We start from the raw sequence: 17,262 nt of genomic DNA, 5'->3' as shown, positions 1-17,262 counted from the left end.
GGGCAATGACGGCATGAACGAGCCCCCCAGCCCCACACAGGCTGGACAGACTCCGGCACAACCGCTCTTATCCGGCCATGACCGACACCGCCCGATTCCCTGACGTCATGCTGCTGGCTGCGGGCCTCGGCACCCGTCTGCGCCCCATCACCGAAACCCTGCCCAAAGCCCTGGTGCCCGTCGCCGGCGTGCCGCTGATCGAGCGCATCATGGGCAATGCCAAGGCCGAGGGCGCCAAGCGCTTCGTTGCCAATGCGCATTACCGCGCCGACCAGATTCTGGCCCATTTCGGCGGCTTGCTGAAGGTCAGCCGTGAGGACGAACTGCTCGGCACCGGCGGCGGGGTGAAGCAGGCTCTGCCGATGCTGCATTCCGACCCGATCCTGGTGATGAACACCGACGCCTTCTGGCCCGCCGGTAGCGATACCCCGCTGGCCCGTATGCTGGCCCGCTACACCGACGACTCCATCGTGCTGCTCTGCGTGCATCCGCGCAATGCCACCGGCTTTGCCCGCAGCCATGATTTCTGCCTGTCGCCGCAGGGCGAGATCACCCGCGATTATGGTGCGCCGGTGATCTATGCCGGGGTGGCCCTGCTCGGCAAAGCCCGCTTCGCCGATACGCCGGATGGTGCCTTCTCCATCAATGAGCTGTTTGAAGCCGCACTGGAGCGCGAGCAACTCTTCGGCGTCGTGCTCGACGCGCCGTGGTTCCATGTCGGCGACCCGATGGCGCTGGCCGATGCCGAGCGGCTGCTCCGGCCATGACCCTCTATTCCATCGCCCCGCATGCCAAATTCCTCGCCACCCTGGCCGACCGGGTGATGGATGGCACGCTGCTGGGCGACTGGGACCGGACCCAACCCTTCTGGCTCAGCGACGTCACCATCGTGTTACCGACCCGCCGCGCCAAACAGGTGCTGGCCGACGCCTTCGCTCGCCACCCCGACAACAATGGCCTGCTCCCCGACATCCGCACTTTTGGCGGCGAAGTGGAAGACGAAGAGCCGTTCCTGCCCCCCTTCGACGCGCCACCGACCCTGCCCGCCGCCAGCGGCCTCGAGCGCCGCCTGGTGTTGTCGCGCCTGGTCGCCGCCTGGGCGGGATCGGAAGCGGGCCGCGAGGCATTTTCCAGCCCACCCACCGCCGGCGAAATTCTGGCCATGGCCGAGTCGCTGGGTGAGCTGATCGACGATCTGCTGACCGAAGAGCGCAGCGCCGACGATATCCGCGCCATCATGCCGCAAATCACCGGAAATCTGTCAGCATACTGGCAGCAGACGCTGAATTTTTTGGACATCGCTTTGCGCTTCTGGCCCGAGCATTTGGCGGCCAAAAACCGCGATGACGTGGCCAGATTGCGCGGCCAGCGGCTCGACCGGCAGGCGGACGCCGCCATCCATCTCTATGGCGAGCGCCCGGTGATTGCCGCCGGCTCCACCGGCTCGATTCCCGCCACCGCCCGATTGCTCAAGGCGATCAATAGCTTGCCGCGCGGCGTCATCGTGTTGCCCGGCCTCGATACCGCCCTGACCGACGCCGACCACGCTGCCCTGCTCAACGACAGCAATGCCCCGCATGGCCACCCCCAATACGGTCTGGCTAGGCTGTTGAATAGCCTCGGCAAAACCGTCGCCGAAGTCACCGAACTGGCCGCCAATGTTTCCCCCCGCACCCTGCTGGTCAACCATGCGCTGGCGCTGACCAAGGACACCGCACGCTGGGCTGAGCACCGCCTCAGCGAGGTCGAATTGGCCAATGCCAGCAAGGGCTTGTCGGTCATCCGCGCCCGCAATGAGGACGAGGAAGCCCGCGCCGTCGCCATGGCCGCGCGGCAGGCTCTGGCCGATTCAAAGAGCGTCGGCATCGTCACCCCCGACCGCAACCTCGCCCGCCGCATCGCGGCCGAATTGCAACGCTTCGACATCGCCGTCGATGACGCCGCAGGCGTGCCGTTGTTCCAGTCAGCATCCGGCCGCTTGCTGCGGCAGATTCTGACGCTGGCCAGCAGCGATTGCGCGCCCGTCGATCTGGTGGCGCTATTGCGCAATCGGGCCACCCGCTTCGGGTTGGAACGCGGCGAAATCGCCCTGCTGGCCGACAATATCGAGCTGGGTCTGCTGCGCGGACAGCGCCCCAATCCGGGCCTTGGCGGATTGCGCATCCTGCTCGCCGCCAATCTCGATCGCAGCACCAAACACCCGGCCCGCAAGCTCAAGCCGGACGATGGCCCAGCCATCGAAGCCCTGTTCGTCCGCATCGATACGGCGTTGGCGCCATTGCGCAATTTGCTTGCCACCCCCTCAATCAGCGCCAGCGAATTCGCTGCCGCTTTACATGCTGCCTTCCTCGCCGTAGCCGATGGCGCCGACCTCCCCGGCCGCCGCGAACTCGATTCTTGGGCGGCGCAACTGGCGGCCCAGACCGGCGAAGGCCACCACTTCGCCCCGCGGCAACTCGATGGCGTACTCTCCGCCTTGATGACCGGCGCACAGGTCCGCACCCGCAACGACAGCCGCGAAGATATCGCCATCTGGGGCCAGATCGAGGCCCGGCTGCAGCCTCCCGACTTGCTGATCCTGGCCGGCCTCAACGAAGACAAATGGCCCGAAGCCGCCGACCCCGGCCCCTGGCTCAGCCGCGGCATGCGGCTGGCCGCCGGGCTGCAACCGCCCGAGCGGATGCAGGGCCTCGCCGCGCATGACTTCGCCCAAGGCCTTGGCAATGCAGAGGTTATCGTCAGCTTTGCCGATCGCGTCGGCGCCAGCCCCGCTATCGCCTCGCGGCTGTTGCAGCGACTTGAAGCCTTTGCTGGCGATGCGACGGCCGCGCATTGGCAGCAAAAGGGCGAAATCTGGCTGGCGCACGCCCGCCGCATCGACGCGGTACCTTCCGTGGTGGCGGCCTCGCGCCCGCAGCCCAATCCGCCGGCCAGCCAACGTCCCCGCGCGCTCAGCGTCACCGAAATCGAAACGCTGATGCGCTCGCCTTATGACGTCTATGCCAAGCATGTGCTCAAGCTGCGCCAGCTCGACCCGCTCGGAGACACCCCCGATGCGCGCGAACGCGGCACCATCATCCACGATATTTTCGCCAGCTTTGTCGAGGCGGGCCATGACGTTAGCGCGCCCGATGCGCTCGAGCTGCTCAGCACTATCGCCAAGGAAAAATTCGCCGGGCTCGAAGCCATTGGCGAGCGTCGCGATATCTGGCTGCGCCGCTTCGACACCGCCGCCAGCCAGTTTCTCGACTTCGAACGCGCCCGCGACGCCATGGTGAAACAGCGCCATGCCGAAATCGACGGCCAGTGGCAACTGCATCTGGCCGAAGCTTTTACCCTCAGCGGCCGCGCCGACCGGGTGGATGAGCTGGTCGATGGCACGCTGGAAATCATGGATTTCAAGACCGGCTCGCCCCCCACCAAGGGCGCGATGCAGGCGTTTGAAGTGCCGCAACTCCTGCTCGAAGCGCAGATGGCCCATGCCGGCCAACTGGCCGAGGGCAAAATCGCCCGGGCCCAGACCAGCGCCCTGACCTATATCAAGGTGGGCCTTGGCCCCGACGCCTTCCAGCCCAAGCCGTTCACCCCCGCCGAGGGCTATGACATCATGGGGGCGGCCGACGAAATCGCCCGCCGCATGCAAGCCCATATCAGCCATTTCCTGCTCAGCGACACCCCCATGCCGTCGCGCCTGCTGCCGCTGCCCGGCCAGCGCTTTGCCGGCGCCTATGACCATCTGGCGCGGGTCGCCGAATGGACCGCCGTCGATGGCGAGGAGGGCGGGCTATGAACGATCGTGGCGAGCTGAAAATCCCCTTCGACACCAGCCGCAATCAGGCCCGCGCCGCCGATCCGGCCTGGTCGATCTGGGTGTCGGCCAATGCCGGCTCGGGCAAGACCTTCGTGCTCACCCGCCGCGTGCTGCGGCTGCTGCTGGCCGGCGTCGAGCCGCAGGCAATCCTGTGCCTCACCTATACCAAGGCCGCCGCCGCCGAAATGCGCCGCCGCGTGGCGCATGAGCTGGCCCAATGGGCCCTGATGGACGAAGCCGAACTCGACACCGAGCTGGTCAAAATCGAGGGCGAAAACTTCCCCTCCATTTTGCGCGAACGCGCCCGAACGCTGTTTGCCAAGGCGCTGGAAACGCCGGGCGGGCTCAAGATCGTCACCATCCACGCCTTCTGCGAATCGGTGCTGCACCGGTTTCCGCTTGAAGCCTTGGTGCCCTATGATTTCGCGGTCATCGAGGACGACGAGCGCACCGCCATGCTGCTGGCGGCGCGCGAAAGCGTCATGGCGCAGGGCATTGGCGTCGCGGGCGCGGTGGAAACCCTGTTTGAAACCCTGAGCGACGACCAGCTGCGCACCGCCATCGATGCCGCGCTGATGGATGGCCGCAAGCTGCGCGCTGTGCTGGCCGATCCCGCCCGCGCCAAAGCCAATCTCCGCCGCCTGGTCGGCACGACTTTGCCTGCGGAGACCATCACCAGGTCCATCGTCGCGGAGCGACTGATCGGCCCCGCCGAATTGGCAAAACTGTTTGAGATCTGCCCGCCCAGCGGCGGCAATCGCAGCCTGCAGGACAAGCTGGCCGCACTCGATCCCAATGATCCAGCCCCCGAAGGCTGGCTGCGCGCCTTCCTCACCGCCGATGAGACGGTGCCGGCGCGCTTTCCCGTAAAGGCCATCACCAGCGCCGATCCCGATCTGGCCGATACGCTGATTGCCGAGGCCGAACGGCTGGCCGCCCTTGCCGAAGCCCGCCGCGCCGCAAAACTGATCGAGCGCAGCGATGCCCTGCTCGACATCATTGCCGCCGTGGTGCGCCATTACGAGGCGCGCAAGCGGGCCCGCTCGCTGCTGGATTTCGACGATCTGGTGGAGAAGCTCGCCAATCTCTTCGAGCACGAATCCGGCGAATGGGTGCGCTACAAGCTCGATGCCGGCATTGACCATATTCTGGTCGATGAAAGTCAGGACACCAATGGCGAGCAATGGCGCGTGGTCAAAGCCATCGCCGCCGAATATTTCGCTGGGGCCGGCGCGGTGACCCGCCCGCGCTCGCTGTTCGCCGTGGGCGACCAGAAACAGTCGATCTATTCCTTCCAGGGCGCCGAGCCGGAGCTGTTTGACGACACTGGCAATGACTATCGGCGCGCGGCCAACCAGGCGGAGACGGCGTTCGAGCGCGTGCCTTTGCGCACCAGTTTCCGCACCCTGCCCGAAATTCTGGCCGCCGTGGATCTGGTCAGCGCCAATCCGGCCATCCAATCAGCATTGCTGGAAGCCGAGGCGGTGCATCACGATACCGCCCGCACCATGCGGGGCGGCAGCGTCACGCTGTGGCCGCCGATCCAGCAGGCGGGCGATGCGCCGCCGGGCAGCGCCTGGCCCACCACGCCGCCCGAAAGTGAACAGACCGCCCCGCGCCAGGTGGCGGCGCGCATTGCCCGCGAAATCAGCCAGTGGATTGCCGAGCGCCGGCCACTGACCGGGCGCGGCCGCGCCATCAGCGCCGATGATGTGCTAATCCTGGTGCAATCGCGCGGCTCGCTGTTTCAGGAAGTCATCCGGGCGCTGCGGCTGGCCGGACTGCCGACGCCGGGTGCCGATCGGCTCAAAGTCACCGGCCATATCGCGGTGATGGATCTGCTGGCGCTCTGCGACGTGCTGCTCAATCCGGCCGACGATCTGCAACTGGCAGCATTGCTGCGCTCGCCTTTGTTCGATGTCAGCGAGGACGATCTGCTGGCGCTGGCGCAACCGCGGGCCAAGGGCGAAACCCTGTGGCAGGCGCTGGCGCATTGCCCACTTCCCTCCTGTGCCGAAGCGCATGAAAAGCTTGCGCGCTGGCGCAGCGAACTGGATTTCGAGCGGCCCTTCGAATTTCTGGCGCAGGTGCTGTATGCCGAAGGCGGGCTCAAGCGCTTCCACGCGCGGCTGGGCGCCGAGGTCGACGACGTGTTCGCCGAAATGCTGGCGCTGGCGCTGGATCACGAGCAGGATTCTCAGCCCTCATTGCAGGGCTTTGTCGCCGCCATGCGGCAGCGCCAGGGCACCATCAAGCGCGAACTGCCCGAAGCCGGTGGCGGCGTGCGGGTGATGACGGTACATGGCGCCAAGGGGCTGGAAGCGCCGATCGTCATTCTGGCCGATGCCACCGCCAAGCCACGCATGCAGATGGTGGGCAAGCCGATTTATGTGATTGCCGAGGCGCCGGGGCCACTGCTGATCCATGCCGCCGCGACTGCCGGGCATCTGCCGGAGACGCTGCCGCTGAAGCAGGGCGTCGACGACAATATTCTGGCTGAGTACTGGCGCCGGCTCTATGTCGGCATGACCCGCGCCGAGGACGAGCTTTATGTCACCGGCGCGCTGACGCCGGGCTCGGACGCCGGCAAGCAGCTGGCCGGCAGCTGGTATGAGGCTATCGAGACGGCATTGCGCCCGGAGGCTGCCAGCGTCGTGGACGGCGAGGGGCGCGAGAGCGCCCTGGTCTATCCGCGCCAACGCGTCCAGCCGCTGCCGGCCGGGCCTGATGCCACATTGGCGGCGCTGGTCGATCAGCCACTGACGCTGGCCCCGGTGCCGGCCCCACCCAGCATCGTCACCGTGACGCCCTCGATGGCGCGGAGCCATGTGGCGCCGGTGCAGGCGCTCGATAGCCTCGCCGAACAGGTGCGCGACGCCGAGCTGGCGCGGCAGGAGGGCATTGCCCTGCATGCCCTGCTGCAACATCTGGGGCGCATCGCGCCGACATTGTGGGATGACGTAGTGCCCAAGGCGCTCGAAGCGCTCTTGCCCGGCGCGGCAGAAAGCCACGCTCGGCTGGGGGCCAAGGCAAGTTCCATCCTCACCAGGCCGGAGCTGGCGAGCCTGTTCGGGCCGCAGAGCCGGGCGGAAGTGCCGTTTTTGCTCGACGCGCAGCGCGATGGCGCGCCGATCCGCCTCGCCGGTCGCATCGACCGGCTGGTCATTGACGACTCGGGGGTAACTCTGGTCGACTACAAGTCCGATGCGTCGGTGCCCGGGGGGCCGGGCGAGGTGCCGGGAAACTATCTTACCCAGCTCGGACTATATGCGTTGGTTGCAGGTCAGCTTTTCCCCGGACGAAGCGTACGCGCGGCAATCCTGTGGACCCAACTGGAATCATTGATGTTTTTGCCACCAGACCTGCTGGCGGCCGAAACGAAGGGCTTCACCATGCGGTGACTCGGCTTGCACCCAGACTGGACTCTACCCAGCTTTAGGCGCACAGAGACCGCCGCTTTCAACCCAAAGGCTAGATACTATGACCACTCACGTTTCCGACGCCAATTTCGGCGAGGAAGTCCTCAACTCCAAGCAGCCCGTCCTGGTGGACTTCTGGGCAGAATGGTGCGGGCCGTGCCGTGCGATTGCACCCGTTCTCGATGAGCTTTCGACTGAGCTGGCCGGCAAGGTCAAGATCGTCAAGCTCAACATCGACGAAAACCCCTCGACCACCTCCAAATACGGCGTCCGCTCGATCCCGACCATGATCCTGTTCAAGGGCGGCGAAGCCGCCGACATGAAGATCGGCGCCGGCACGCCCAAGGCAGGCCTCAGCAAATGGCTGGAAAGCCACGCCTAAGCCTACCCGCTGAATTGACCACGACACCGCTGGGGCAACCCGGCGGTGTTTTTGTTTGGTGCTGAACCATGTGGATTGCCCGGACGAGCCGGGCAATGACGATGGGGGGATGGATTGTGGCCTCCTCCCCACCGTCATCACCGGGCTTGTCCCGGTGATCCATCTTCCCCGCACCAGCAGCCGCTCCCCTTGAGGGCAGGGCTTCGCTCCCGTGCCACCCCACCCACAATGTCACCCCGGGCCTGACCCGGGGCCCATCTCGAGATCGTCCCACAGCCGCAAGGTGGCCGCCCCACCCACCTCAGGATGGGTCCCGGCTCAAGGCCGGGATGACATCGGGTTTGTGGGGCGTCCGGAACACCCACTTATCCATCTTATCCCCGCCCCCAAATCCTGGCCCATACTCCCCCCATCTTTCCGGGATACGGGCGGCGCTGCAGCGACCGGTGTCCGGCAAGACGGTCGGGAGGGGGGAGGTCGCGCTCCGCCCTGGGCTGTGCGGATGGGGCTTTCGGGCATGGGGCTACGGTTCCATGCTGGGCTTGCGGTCTGCCTTCCGAGAAAAACCCGACGCCCCGAGGCGGTTTCGTCTCACTATTTTATACTTACCAGAGGCGACAACCGCCTCGGGGCTCCGCTCGTTCAACTGTCCCCGGAGGCGTCAGCGCCGACCGGCGCTTTGTTCCGCCCGACACTTGCTGCTTTAGCCACGATCACCTGCTAAAAAGAGGCAAAGAAGACCTGGGAGTATCCCGCCGTGACCCTGCTCAACCTCGCTGCTGCGCCGTTCAATCTCGATGACGATGCCATCGCCTGGGTCCACACCACCCGCGACGGGCTCACCCCGCGCGACAAGCTGGCCCAGCTCTTCGTGCTGCTGGAGCGCGGCACCCCCGCCGAAGTGGCCGAGGAGGTGCGCGGTTTCCGGCCCGGCGGCATTACCCGCATCTATTCCGATGATCTGGCCGCCGAAGTCGCGCTGGCGCGCGATCTCGGCACGCTGAGCGCCATCCCCCTGCTGATCAGCGCCGACCTCGAAGGCAGCCGCATGAGCCTGCCCTTTGGCACCAGCGTGCCCAATCCGCTGGGATTGGCCGCGGTGGATGATGTGGCGGCGACCAGCGCCATTTCTACCATCATGGCCCGCGAGGCGCGGGCGGTGGGGCTCAACTGGAGCTTTACCCCGGTCATCGATATCAACGCCGCCTGGCGTAGCGCCATTGTCGGCACCCGCTCCTATGGCAGCGACATGAACAAGGTCGAGCGCCACGCGCTGGCCCAGATCGAAGCCTTCCAGGCCAATGGGGTCGCCGCCACGGTCAAGCACTGGCCGGGCGAAGGCTATGACGACCGCGACCAGCATCTGGTGACCACGGTCAATCCGCTGACCATGCCGGAATGGGAGGCCAGCTTTGGCCTGCTCTACCGCAAGGCCATCGAGGCGGGCGTGATGAGCGTGATGAGCGCCCATATCGCGCTGCCCGCCTTTGTCCGCGCGCTCGATCCCGAGGCGGGCGCCGAAGCCTATCGCCCGGCCTCGCTCAGCAAAATCCTCAATGAGGATTTGCTGCGGCGCGAGCTGGGCTTTAACGGGTTGATCGTCTCCGACGCCACCCCGATGGCCGGCATGGGCGATTGGGGGCCGCGCGATGTGGTGCTGCCCGAGGTGATCATTGCCGGTTGCGACGTGATCCTGTTCACCGACGACGCCAACGGCGATCTGATGCGGCTGGTCAAAGCCGTGGCCGATGGAAGGCTGACCCAGGAGCGGGTCGACGAAGCGGTGACCCGGGTGCTGGCGCTGAAGGCGGCGCTGGGCCTGCACAAGGTGGACCATCCCGAACCCAGTATCGACGCGGCGCGCCAGATCGTGGCGACCGACGAGAACCGCAAGCTGGTGGCGGACATCACGGCGCGGGTGCCAACGCTGGTCAAGGATATCAACGGGCTGCTGCCGCTATCGCCGGGCAGGCACAAGCGGGTGCTGGTCTATTCCGGCGGGGTCATCGTGCCCTTCGTGCCGCAGCCGCTGCCGCTCAGCCTGCCCGATCGGCTGGGAAGGGAGGGCTTTGACGTCACCTTGTTCGCGCCCGGCATGGAGGTCAGTTCCAAGGATTTCGACCTGGTGCTGTATCTCTTCGCCGAAGAGACCACGCTGGGTCGCAGCCGGATTTTCCTCGACTGGGTCAAGCTGACCGGCTCGGTGTTCGGCGCCATGAGCCGGCTGTGGCACGATGTGCCGACGCTGATGATCTCGTTCGGCTATCCCTATTATCTCTACGACGCCCCCCGCGTGCCGGCCTATATCAACGCCTATGGCTCCAGCGAAGCGCTGCAGGCAGCCGTGGTCGAAGCGCTGCTGGGCCGCAGCCCGTTTACCGGCACCAACCCGGTCGACCCATTCGTCGGCAGCGGGCAGGGACGGTATTAATCCGGCGGCGTTCCATTGCGCGCCAGCACATCGCCGGCCAGATAGAGCGAGCCGCAGATCAGCACCCGCGCGTCGGGGACCGCGGCCGCCGCCTTGAGCGCCGTCAGCACCGAGCGTGCCGGTTGCGCGGCAAAGCCGGCCTGCTGTGCCTCGGTGGCGATAAAGGCCGCCGGATGGGCATTGGTCTCGTCGGGAATGGTCAGGGTGAACACCTGCGGCGCCAATGCGGCAAACGGCGCCAGAAACTCGGCCGGGGCGCGGGTGTTCATCATCCCCATGATCAACACCAACGGGGCTTGGCGCCTGGCGTTCATTTCGTCCAGCGCCTTGGCCAGCGCGGTGGCGCCGTGGGTATTGTGCCCGCCATCGAGCCATAATTCGCTGCCCGGCGGCAGCAGGTCGCGCAATTTGCCATGCAGCGGCATCAGCCGCGCCGGCCAGGTGACCTGACGCAGGCCCGCCGCGAAGGCGGCTGCATCGACCGGCAGGCCGAAATGGCGGGTAGCGGCAATGGCCAACGCCGCATTGTCGAATTGATGGGCGCCAAACAAAGCCGGCGGCGGCAGATCGAGCAGGCCGATTTCGTCGGAATAGACCAGCCGCCCATCCTGGGCCGAACCATGGAAATCCTCGCCCTGCCAGATCGGGGTAATCCCCAGCCGCCGCGCCGCCCGGTCAAGCACGGGACGGGCCTCGTCGCGCTGCAAGCCGATCACCGCCTTGCTGCCGCGCTTGAAAATGCCGGCCTTGTTGGCGGCGATTTCGGCCAGCGTATTGCCGAGAAAACCCTGATGATCGAGATCGATCGGGGTGATGATCTGGCCCAGCGACCGGGTCACCACATTGGTCGTGTCATAGGTGCCGCCCATGCCGGTCTCGAGCAGCAGATAATCGGCCGGCGTTTCGGCGAACAGCGCGAAGGCGGTGGCGGTGGTGATTTCGAAAAAGGTGATCGGCCGCCCGGCATTGAGGGTTTCCACCCGCTCCAGCGCCGCATTGAGCCGCTTGGTGCTGACCAGCGTCCCGGCCAGCCGGATGCGCTCGTTGAAATGCACCAGATGCGGCGAATTATAGACATGCACCTTTTTGCCGGCCGCTTCGAGAAAAGCCCGCAGATAGGCGATGGTGGAGCCCTTGCCATTGGTGCCGGCGACATGGATTACCGGCGGCAGGTGATCGTGCGGGCTCCCCAGATCGGCCAGCAGCGGCAGGATGCGGTCGAGACTGAGATCGATCAGCTTGGGGTGCAGCGCCGACAGGCGCGCGAGAATGGCATCAGTGCGGGACATGAGACTCACCAGGAACAGGCCCTGATGGGGTACCGCCGATGCGTCAGGGGGGCAAGATGGGCCGGTGTCTCAGAACTCCGACCAATCCTTGTCGGGCGCCGCATTGCCGCGCCGCAGATAGCTGCCGGCCACGGCCTTGAGCCTGTCCTGCATGCCCCTGATACCGCTCGCCGGAGCTGCAACGCTGCGGGCCGGCGCCGCATCGATAGTGAAAATATCGACGATGCGGTCGAGCTCGCTGGCCTGGGCTTCGGTCTGCTCGATGGCGGCGTTGGTTTCCTCCACCAGCGCGGCGTTATGCTGGGTCATCTCGTCCATCTGGTGGACGCCGACATTGACCTCGTCAATGGCGCTGGACTGCTCGCGGCTGTCGCGGGCGATGGCTTCCAGTGCGGCCGTATTGTCGCGAATGGCGCTGAGCATGGCGGCCAGCTTGGCAGCGGCATCGGCCACCAGCAGCGAGCCGCCCTTGACCTCATTGGCGCTCTGCTCGATCAGCAGTTTGACGTCGGCCGAGGCACTGGCTGCCGATTGCGCCAGCCGGCGGACTTCCACCGCCACCACGGCAAAGCCCTTGCCGGCGTCGCCAGCGCGCGCCGCTTCCACCGAAGCGTTGAGCGCCAGCAGATTGGTCTGGAAGGCAATGTCGTCGATCAGCCCGATAATGTTGGAAATCTTGGCAGAGGAGGCGGTGATGCGGTCCATGGCGTCGGTCGCCTGCGCCATCACCTGCCCGCCCTGTTCGGCGGTGGCGGAGACCGATTTGGCCTGCACGCTGGCGGCTTCGGCCTTGTTGGCGTTTTCCAGCACCGTGGCGGCCAATTGCTCCATGGTGGCCGAGGTCTCTTCGATGGTCGCCGCCTGCCGTGCCGTGCGCTCGCTCAGATCATTGGCGCCCGAGAGGATTTCCCCGGTGGCAGTCTTGAGCGCGCCGGAGGTCAGGCGCAGTTGGCCGACAATCTCGCCGAGCTTTTCGGCCACCGCATTGGTGTCGGTCTTGAGCCGGGCGAAGGCCCCCTCATAATCGCCGCGCACCCGGCGCGTCAGATTGGTGTCAGCCAGCGCCGAGAGCACCTCGCCGGTTTCCGACAGGCCGCGATCGACGGTTTCGACCAGCGAATTGACCGAGCGGGCCAATGCGTTGAGTTCAGCATCGGGGAATTCGGCCTCGACGCGGCGGCTGAAATCGCCGGCAATGGCGGCATCGACCACATTGCCGAAAGCGCGCTGCAAATTGCCCATCATGCGAGTGCGCTCGGCCTGATTGGCCAGCACTTGCGCGGCTTCCGCCTCGGTCAGCTGAGCCACCTTCTGGCCGTTTTCGCGGAACACTTCCACGGCGCGAGCCATGGCGCCCAATTCGTCGGTGCGGTCAGCGCCGCGCACGTCCACTCCCAGATCGCCCTTGGCCAGCGCCTCCATGGTGTCGGTGAGGCGGGTGATCGGCTTGGTAATAGTGCGCGAGAACAGCAGGCCCAACCCCGCCACGACGGCGAGCAGGCCGGCTCCAATGGCCAGCATCATGTTGCGCATATTGGCGACCGGGGCCAACACCTCATCAGTCGCCATCACCGCCACCGCGGCCCAGCTCTGGCCGCGTGTGGTGATCGGCGCGGCGGCGACCAGCATGTCGCTGGCGCGATAGGCGCTGGTCTCGCCCTGGGCCGGAATGCCGGTCAAGGCGGCGTCGAGCACCGGCCCGGCAAATTCGGTGGCCAGCGCATCATTGGCTTCGGTGAAAATGGAATCGCTGCGCAGCAGCCCGTCCGGGCCGACGACGATGACTTCGCCGGTCTGGCCCAGTCCGGTGCGATCGCCAATGACCGCGTCGAGCCGCTCAGAGGGCAGTTGCAGCGCCAGCACGCCGACCTTGCGGCCCTGGGCATTGAATACCGGCTTGGCGAAAAAGCTCGCCGCCTGGCCGGCAGCGGGGGCATAGGCGGCGAAATCGGCAAAAGTGATGGCGTCGGGATCTTCGATGGCCACCGCCTGCGCGAACACCCCGCCCAGGCTGGACGACGCCAGCGGGCCGGCGGCAAAGCTGGTGCCGAAATCGACGCCCTTGTTGACCGAATAAACCAGAAACCCCTTGAGATCGAACAGATAGAGGTCGCGATAGCCGCGCGCGGTGATCTGGGTGCGGTAGCCGGGATGGAAGCGGGTATGGGTGACATCATAGGCGCCGGTGGTGCCCAAGGTGGCCAGCGCTGCCAGATTGTCCTTGTTGGGATTGTCATCGACATAGAGCTTGCGCACTTCGGTGGTCGGATCGACCTTGAATTGCAGCCAGGCGCCGCCGAAATCGCGCAGCGCCTGCACGGTCGCCTCCGAGCGCGAGGTAGCGACCAGATCGTCTTCGACCGATTTGAGATAGGTGGACACTTGGCTGGCGCGCTCATTGGCCAGCGTCATCAGATTAGTTTCGGCGGAATTGCGCAGCGCCTGGCTACCAATCAGGTAACTCGCCAACCCCACACCCAGACTCACCAGCAAAGCCGAACCGAGCAGCGCCAGCGGCAGCTTGCGCGCAATCGGCAGCGAGAATTTGATCATGGAACGCGCCCCCTCATTCCGAATGGCTGGCGCAGCAAATGCGTCAGCCCGGTCGGCAACCTAGGGGAACGTCCTTAAGTGTCGGTAAAGGCCTTATTCGGCATGCGCCCCGGCGGGCGGCAACAGCAGATCGCCGTCATCGCCTTCGGCCGCCACGGCCGCGTCGCGCAGGCTGGTCCGGGCTACGGTCGGCGCCGTGTTGGTCAGCGCACCGGCCGATTCCGCCTTGGTCAGGATGGCGGCCAGCGAACCGATGGTGGCGCGCAGATTGTGGCGATGCACCACCATGTCGACCATGCCGTGCTCGAGCAGATATTCCGAGCGCTGGAAGCCCTTGGGCAGCTTTTCGCGAATGGTCTGCTCGATGACGCGGGCGCCGGCAAAGCCGATCTGTGCGCCCGGCTCAGCCAGATGCACATCGCCCAGCATGGCATAGGAGGCAGTGACGCCGCCGGTGGTGGGGTTGGTCAGCACCACGAAGAAGGGCAGGCCCGCCTCGCGCAGGCGCAGCACGGCAACCGTCGTGCGCGGCATCTGCATCAGGCTGAGCACGCCCTCCTGCATGCGCGCGCCGCCGGAGGCGACGAACAGCACGAAGGGGGTCTTGCGATTGGCCGCGGTTTCGAGGCCGGTGATGATGCCCTGCCCGGCAGCCATGCCGAGCGAGCCGCCCATGAAATCGAAATCCTGCACGGCCACGGTGATGTTGCGTTCGAACAGCTTGCCGGTGGCGACGATGACGGAATCGTCAAAGCCGGTCTTGGCACGGTTTTCCTTGAGCCGATCCGGATAACGCTTCTGGTCGCGGAATTTCAGTGGATCGACCGGCACGGAGGCCACCGGCACCAGCTGATAGGCGCCATCATCCAGGAAGGTCTTGAGCCGGTCAGCCGGCTTGATCTTCATGTGGTAGCCCGAATTGGGCACCACCCACTGGTTAGCTTCCAGATCGCGATAGAACACCATCTCGCCGGACTCGGGGTCCTTGACCCAGAGATTTTCCGCGATCTGCGGCTTGTTGCCGAGGATGGAGCGGATTTTGGGGCGGACGAAATTGTCGATCCAGTTCATGGGAGCCTCGTACAGGGACTTTGCGTCACCTAAGCGTCAATTGTGGCAATTGTTATCAGGCCCGGCGGGCCAGGGCAAAGGCGGAGCTGGTGCCTGTGGAGAGATTACCCCCGCGCCCGCTTCACCCCGGCAGCCAGATCGGCGACGATGTCGCGCACCGCAGCCACGGTCTGGGCGCCGCCCTTGCCGTCGACCAGCGAGCGGGCCACGGCGTCGACCAGCACCGAGCCGACCACGATGCCATCGGCATGCTTGCCAATATCGGCAGCATCATCGGCCGTCTTGATGCCGAAGCCGACGGCCACCGGCAGATCGGTATGGCTCTTGATGCGGTCCACCGCCTCGCCCACCGCGCCGCGCGACTTGATCGCCGCGCCGGTCACGCCGGTCATCGAGACGTAATAGACAAAGCCCGAGGTATTCTTGAGCACCGCCGGCAGACGCTTGTCGTCGGTGGTCGGGGTGGTCAGGCGGATGAAATTGATGCCAGCCTTGAGCGCCGGAATGCAGAGTTCTTCGTCTTCCTCGGGCGGCAGATCAACGATGATCAAGCCATCGACGCCCGCTGCCTTGGCGGCCGCGAGAAACTTGTCGACGCCGAAAATATAGATAGGGTTGTAATAGCCCATGAGCACGATGGGCGTGGTCTCGTCCTTGCGGCGGAAATCTTCCACCATGCCAAGCACGCCGCGCAGGGTCTGGCCGGAGGCCAAAGCGCGCTGGCCGCCAAGCTGGATGGCAACGCCATCCGCCATCGGATCGGAGAAGGGCATGCCCAATTCGATAATGTCGGCGCCGGCCTGCGGCAGCGCCTCAAAAATAGCCTGGCCAATCGCCAGATCGGGATCGCCGGCCATGATGAAGGTGACCAGCGCCGGACGATTGAGGGTCTTGAGTTCGGCGAAACGCTTTTCGATACGCGACGTCATGATCTACAGCAGCCCCAGATATTTGCCGACGCTCTCGACGTCCTTGTCGCCGCGCCCGGAGAGGCACAGCACGATCGACTGGTCCTTGCCCATGGTGGGCGCCACCTTCATCAGCTGCGCCAGCCCATGTGCCGATTCCAGCGCCGGAATGATGCCTTCCATACGCGTGCAGAGCTGGAACGCGTCCAGCGCCTCATTGTCGGTAATCGGGGCATAGGTGACACGCCCGCTGTCGTGCAGAAACGAATGTTCGGGGCCGACGCCGGGATAATCGAGGCCGGCAGAGATGGAGTGGCCTTCCAGAATCTGGCCGTCGCTATCCTGCAGCAGATAGGTGCGGTTGCCATGCAGCACGCCGGGGCTGCCGCCGGTCATCGAGGCGGCATGGCCGTTCTTGGTGTCGATGCCATGGCCGCCCGCTTCGGCGCCATAAATCTTGACGGAAGGATCATCGAGGAAGGCGTGAAAGGTGCCGATGGCGTTGGAGCCACCGCCGACACAGGCAACCACCGCGTCAGGCAGCTTGCCTTCGGCCTCGTGGAACTGCGCCTTGAGTTCGGTGCCGATGACCGACTGAAAATCGCGCACCATTTCCGGATAGGGATGCGGGCCGGCGGCGGTGCCGATCAGATAATAGGTCGAGTCGACATTGGTCACCCAGTCACGCAATGCCTCGTTCATGGCGTCCTTGAGCGTGCCGGCGCCAGCGGTGACCGCGCGCACTTCGGCGCCGAGCATCTTCATGCGCAGCACGTTGGGCATCTGCCGCTCGACGTCGGTGGCGCCCATGAAAATCACGCAGGGCAGGTCGAATTTGGCGCAGACCGTCGCCGTCGCCACGCCATGCTGGCCGGCGCCGGTTTCGGCGATGACGCGGGTCTTGCCCATGCGCTGGGCCAGCAGGATCTGGCCGAGGCAATTGTTGATCTTGTGGCTGCCGGTGTGGTTCAGCTCTTCGCGCTTGAACCAGACTTTGGCGCCGCCCAGATGCTCGGTCAGCCGCTTGGCGAAATACAGCGGGCTCGGGCGTCCGGCATAATGCACCGACAGATCGGATAGCTCGGCCTGAAACGCCGGATCGATCTTGGCAGCGCGGTAGTGCGCCTCAAGGTCCAGAATCAGCGGCATCAGCGTTTCGGCAACGAAACGCCCGCCATAGAGCCCGAAGCGACCCTGATCGTCAGGGCCATTGCGCAGGGAATTGGTGCCGGTGGTAGCCACTCGTGCCTCACAGATACGTCGGCTCCTGCGTCTCCCTCCCCCTTGTGGGGAGGGATGGCGCGCAGCGCCAAGGGTGGGGGTGGGCCACGTGCGCCGGGCGAAGGAAGACCCCCACCCGACCCCTTCGGGGCCACCCTCCCCACGAGGGGGAGGGAA

At 65.6% G+C, this 17,262-nt stretch carries 10 protein-coding genes; 5 read left to right on the top strand and 5 right to left on the bottom strand.

Annotation, left to right across the window (positions count from 1 at the left end):
• Positions 1-77: 77 nt before the first annotated feature.
• The 5 genes from ACX3OW_RS02905 to ACX3OW_RS02885 all read left to right on the top strand — a co-directional run bounded on the left by ACX3OW_RS02905 (position 78) and on the right by ACX3OW_RS02885 (position 10,043).
• Positions 78-767, top strand: coding sequence for a nucleotidyltransferase family protein (locus ACX3OW_RS02905; protein ID WP_459094235.1), 690 nt, complete (start codon positions 78-80; stop codon positions 765-767).
• Positions 764-3,790, top strand: a complete 3,027-nt coding sequence (gene addB, locus ACX3OW_RS02900) for a double-strand break repair protein AddB (RefSeq protein WP_459094234.1) — start codon at positions 764-766, stop codon at positions 3,788-3,790. The genes ACX3OW_RS02905 and addB overlap by 4 nt, the downstream gene beginning before the upstream one ends.
• Complete coding sequence (gene addA / locus ACX3OW_RS02895; RefSeq protein ID WP_459094233.1) at positions 3,787-7,212, top strand: double-strand break repair helicase AddA; 3,426 nt, start codon at positions 3,787-3,789, stop codon at positions 7,210-7,212. Before addB ends, addA begins: the two co-directional genes overlap by 4 nt.
• Before the next feature lie 79 nt (positions 7,213-7,291).
• Positions 7,292-7,612: a thioredoxin gene (gene trxA / locus ACX3OW_RS02890; protein WP_459094232.1), complete on the top strand. Its 321-nt coding sequence runs from the start codon at positions 7,292-7,294 to the stop codon at positions 7,610-7,612.
• Positions 7,613-8,369: 757 nt separating this feature from the next.
• Entirely contained in the window at positions 8,370-10,043 is a 1,674-nt protein-coding gene (locus ACX3OW_RS02885; protein ID WP_459094231.1) for a glycoside hydrolase family 3 protein, read from the top strand.
• On the opposite strand, the gene ACX3OW_RS02880 is transcribed toward ACX3OW_RS02885, so the two are convergent.
• From ACX3OW_RS02880 to trpB, 5 genes are all read right to left on the bottom strand, one after another.
• Complete coding sequence (locus ACX3OW_RS02880) at positions 10,040-11,332, bottom strand: bifunctional folylpolyglutamate synthase/dihydrofolate synthase (RefSeq protein WP_459094230.1); 1,293 nt, start codon at positions 11,330-11,332, stop codon at positions 10,040-10,042. The two genes, ACX3OW_RS02885 and ACX3OW_RS02880, sit on opposite strands and share 4 nt — an antisense overlap.
• Positions 11,333-11,401: 69 nt before the next feature.
• The gene (locus ACX3OW_RS02875; RefSeq protein WP_459094229.1) at positions 11,402-13,885 is read right to left on the bottom strand and encodes a methyl-accepting chemotaxis protein; all 2,484 of its coding nucleotides are present in this window, start codon (positions 13,883-13,885) and stop codon (positions 11,402-11,404) included.
• A gap of 93 nt (positions 13,886-13,978) precedes the next feature.
• On the bottom strand, positions 13,979-14,956 hold the full coding sequence (gene accD / locus ACX3OW_RS02870; protein ID WP_459094228.1) for an acetyl-CoA carboxylase, carboxyltransferase subunit beta: 978 nt from the start codon (positions 14,954-14,956) through the stop codon (positions 13,979-13,981).
• Between the two features lie 104 nt (positions 14,957-15,060).
• Positions 15,061-15,885, bottom strand: coding sequence for a tryptophan synthase subunit alpha (gene trpA / locus ACX3OW_RS02865; RefSeq protein ID WP_459094227.1), 825 nt, complete (start codon positions 15,883-15,885; stop codon positions 15,061-15,063).
• A 3-nt stretch (positions 15,886-15,888) separates the two neighbouring features.
• Positions 15,889-17,106, bottom strand: a complete 1,218-nt coding sequence (gene trpB / locus ACX3OW_RS02860) for a tryptophan synthase subunit beta (protein WP_459094226.1) — start codon at positions 17,104-17,106, stop codon at positions 15,889-15,891.
• Between the last annotated feature and the right edge of the window lie 156 nt (positions 17,107-17,262).

This window comes from Devosia sp. A449, assembly GCF_054489375.1.
The sequence above is the reverse complement of the archived record's forward strand: the minus strand, read 5'-3'. Positions and strand labels throughout refer to the sequence as shown.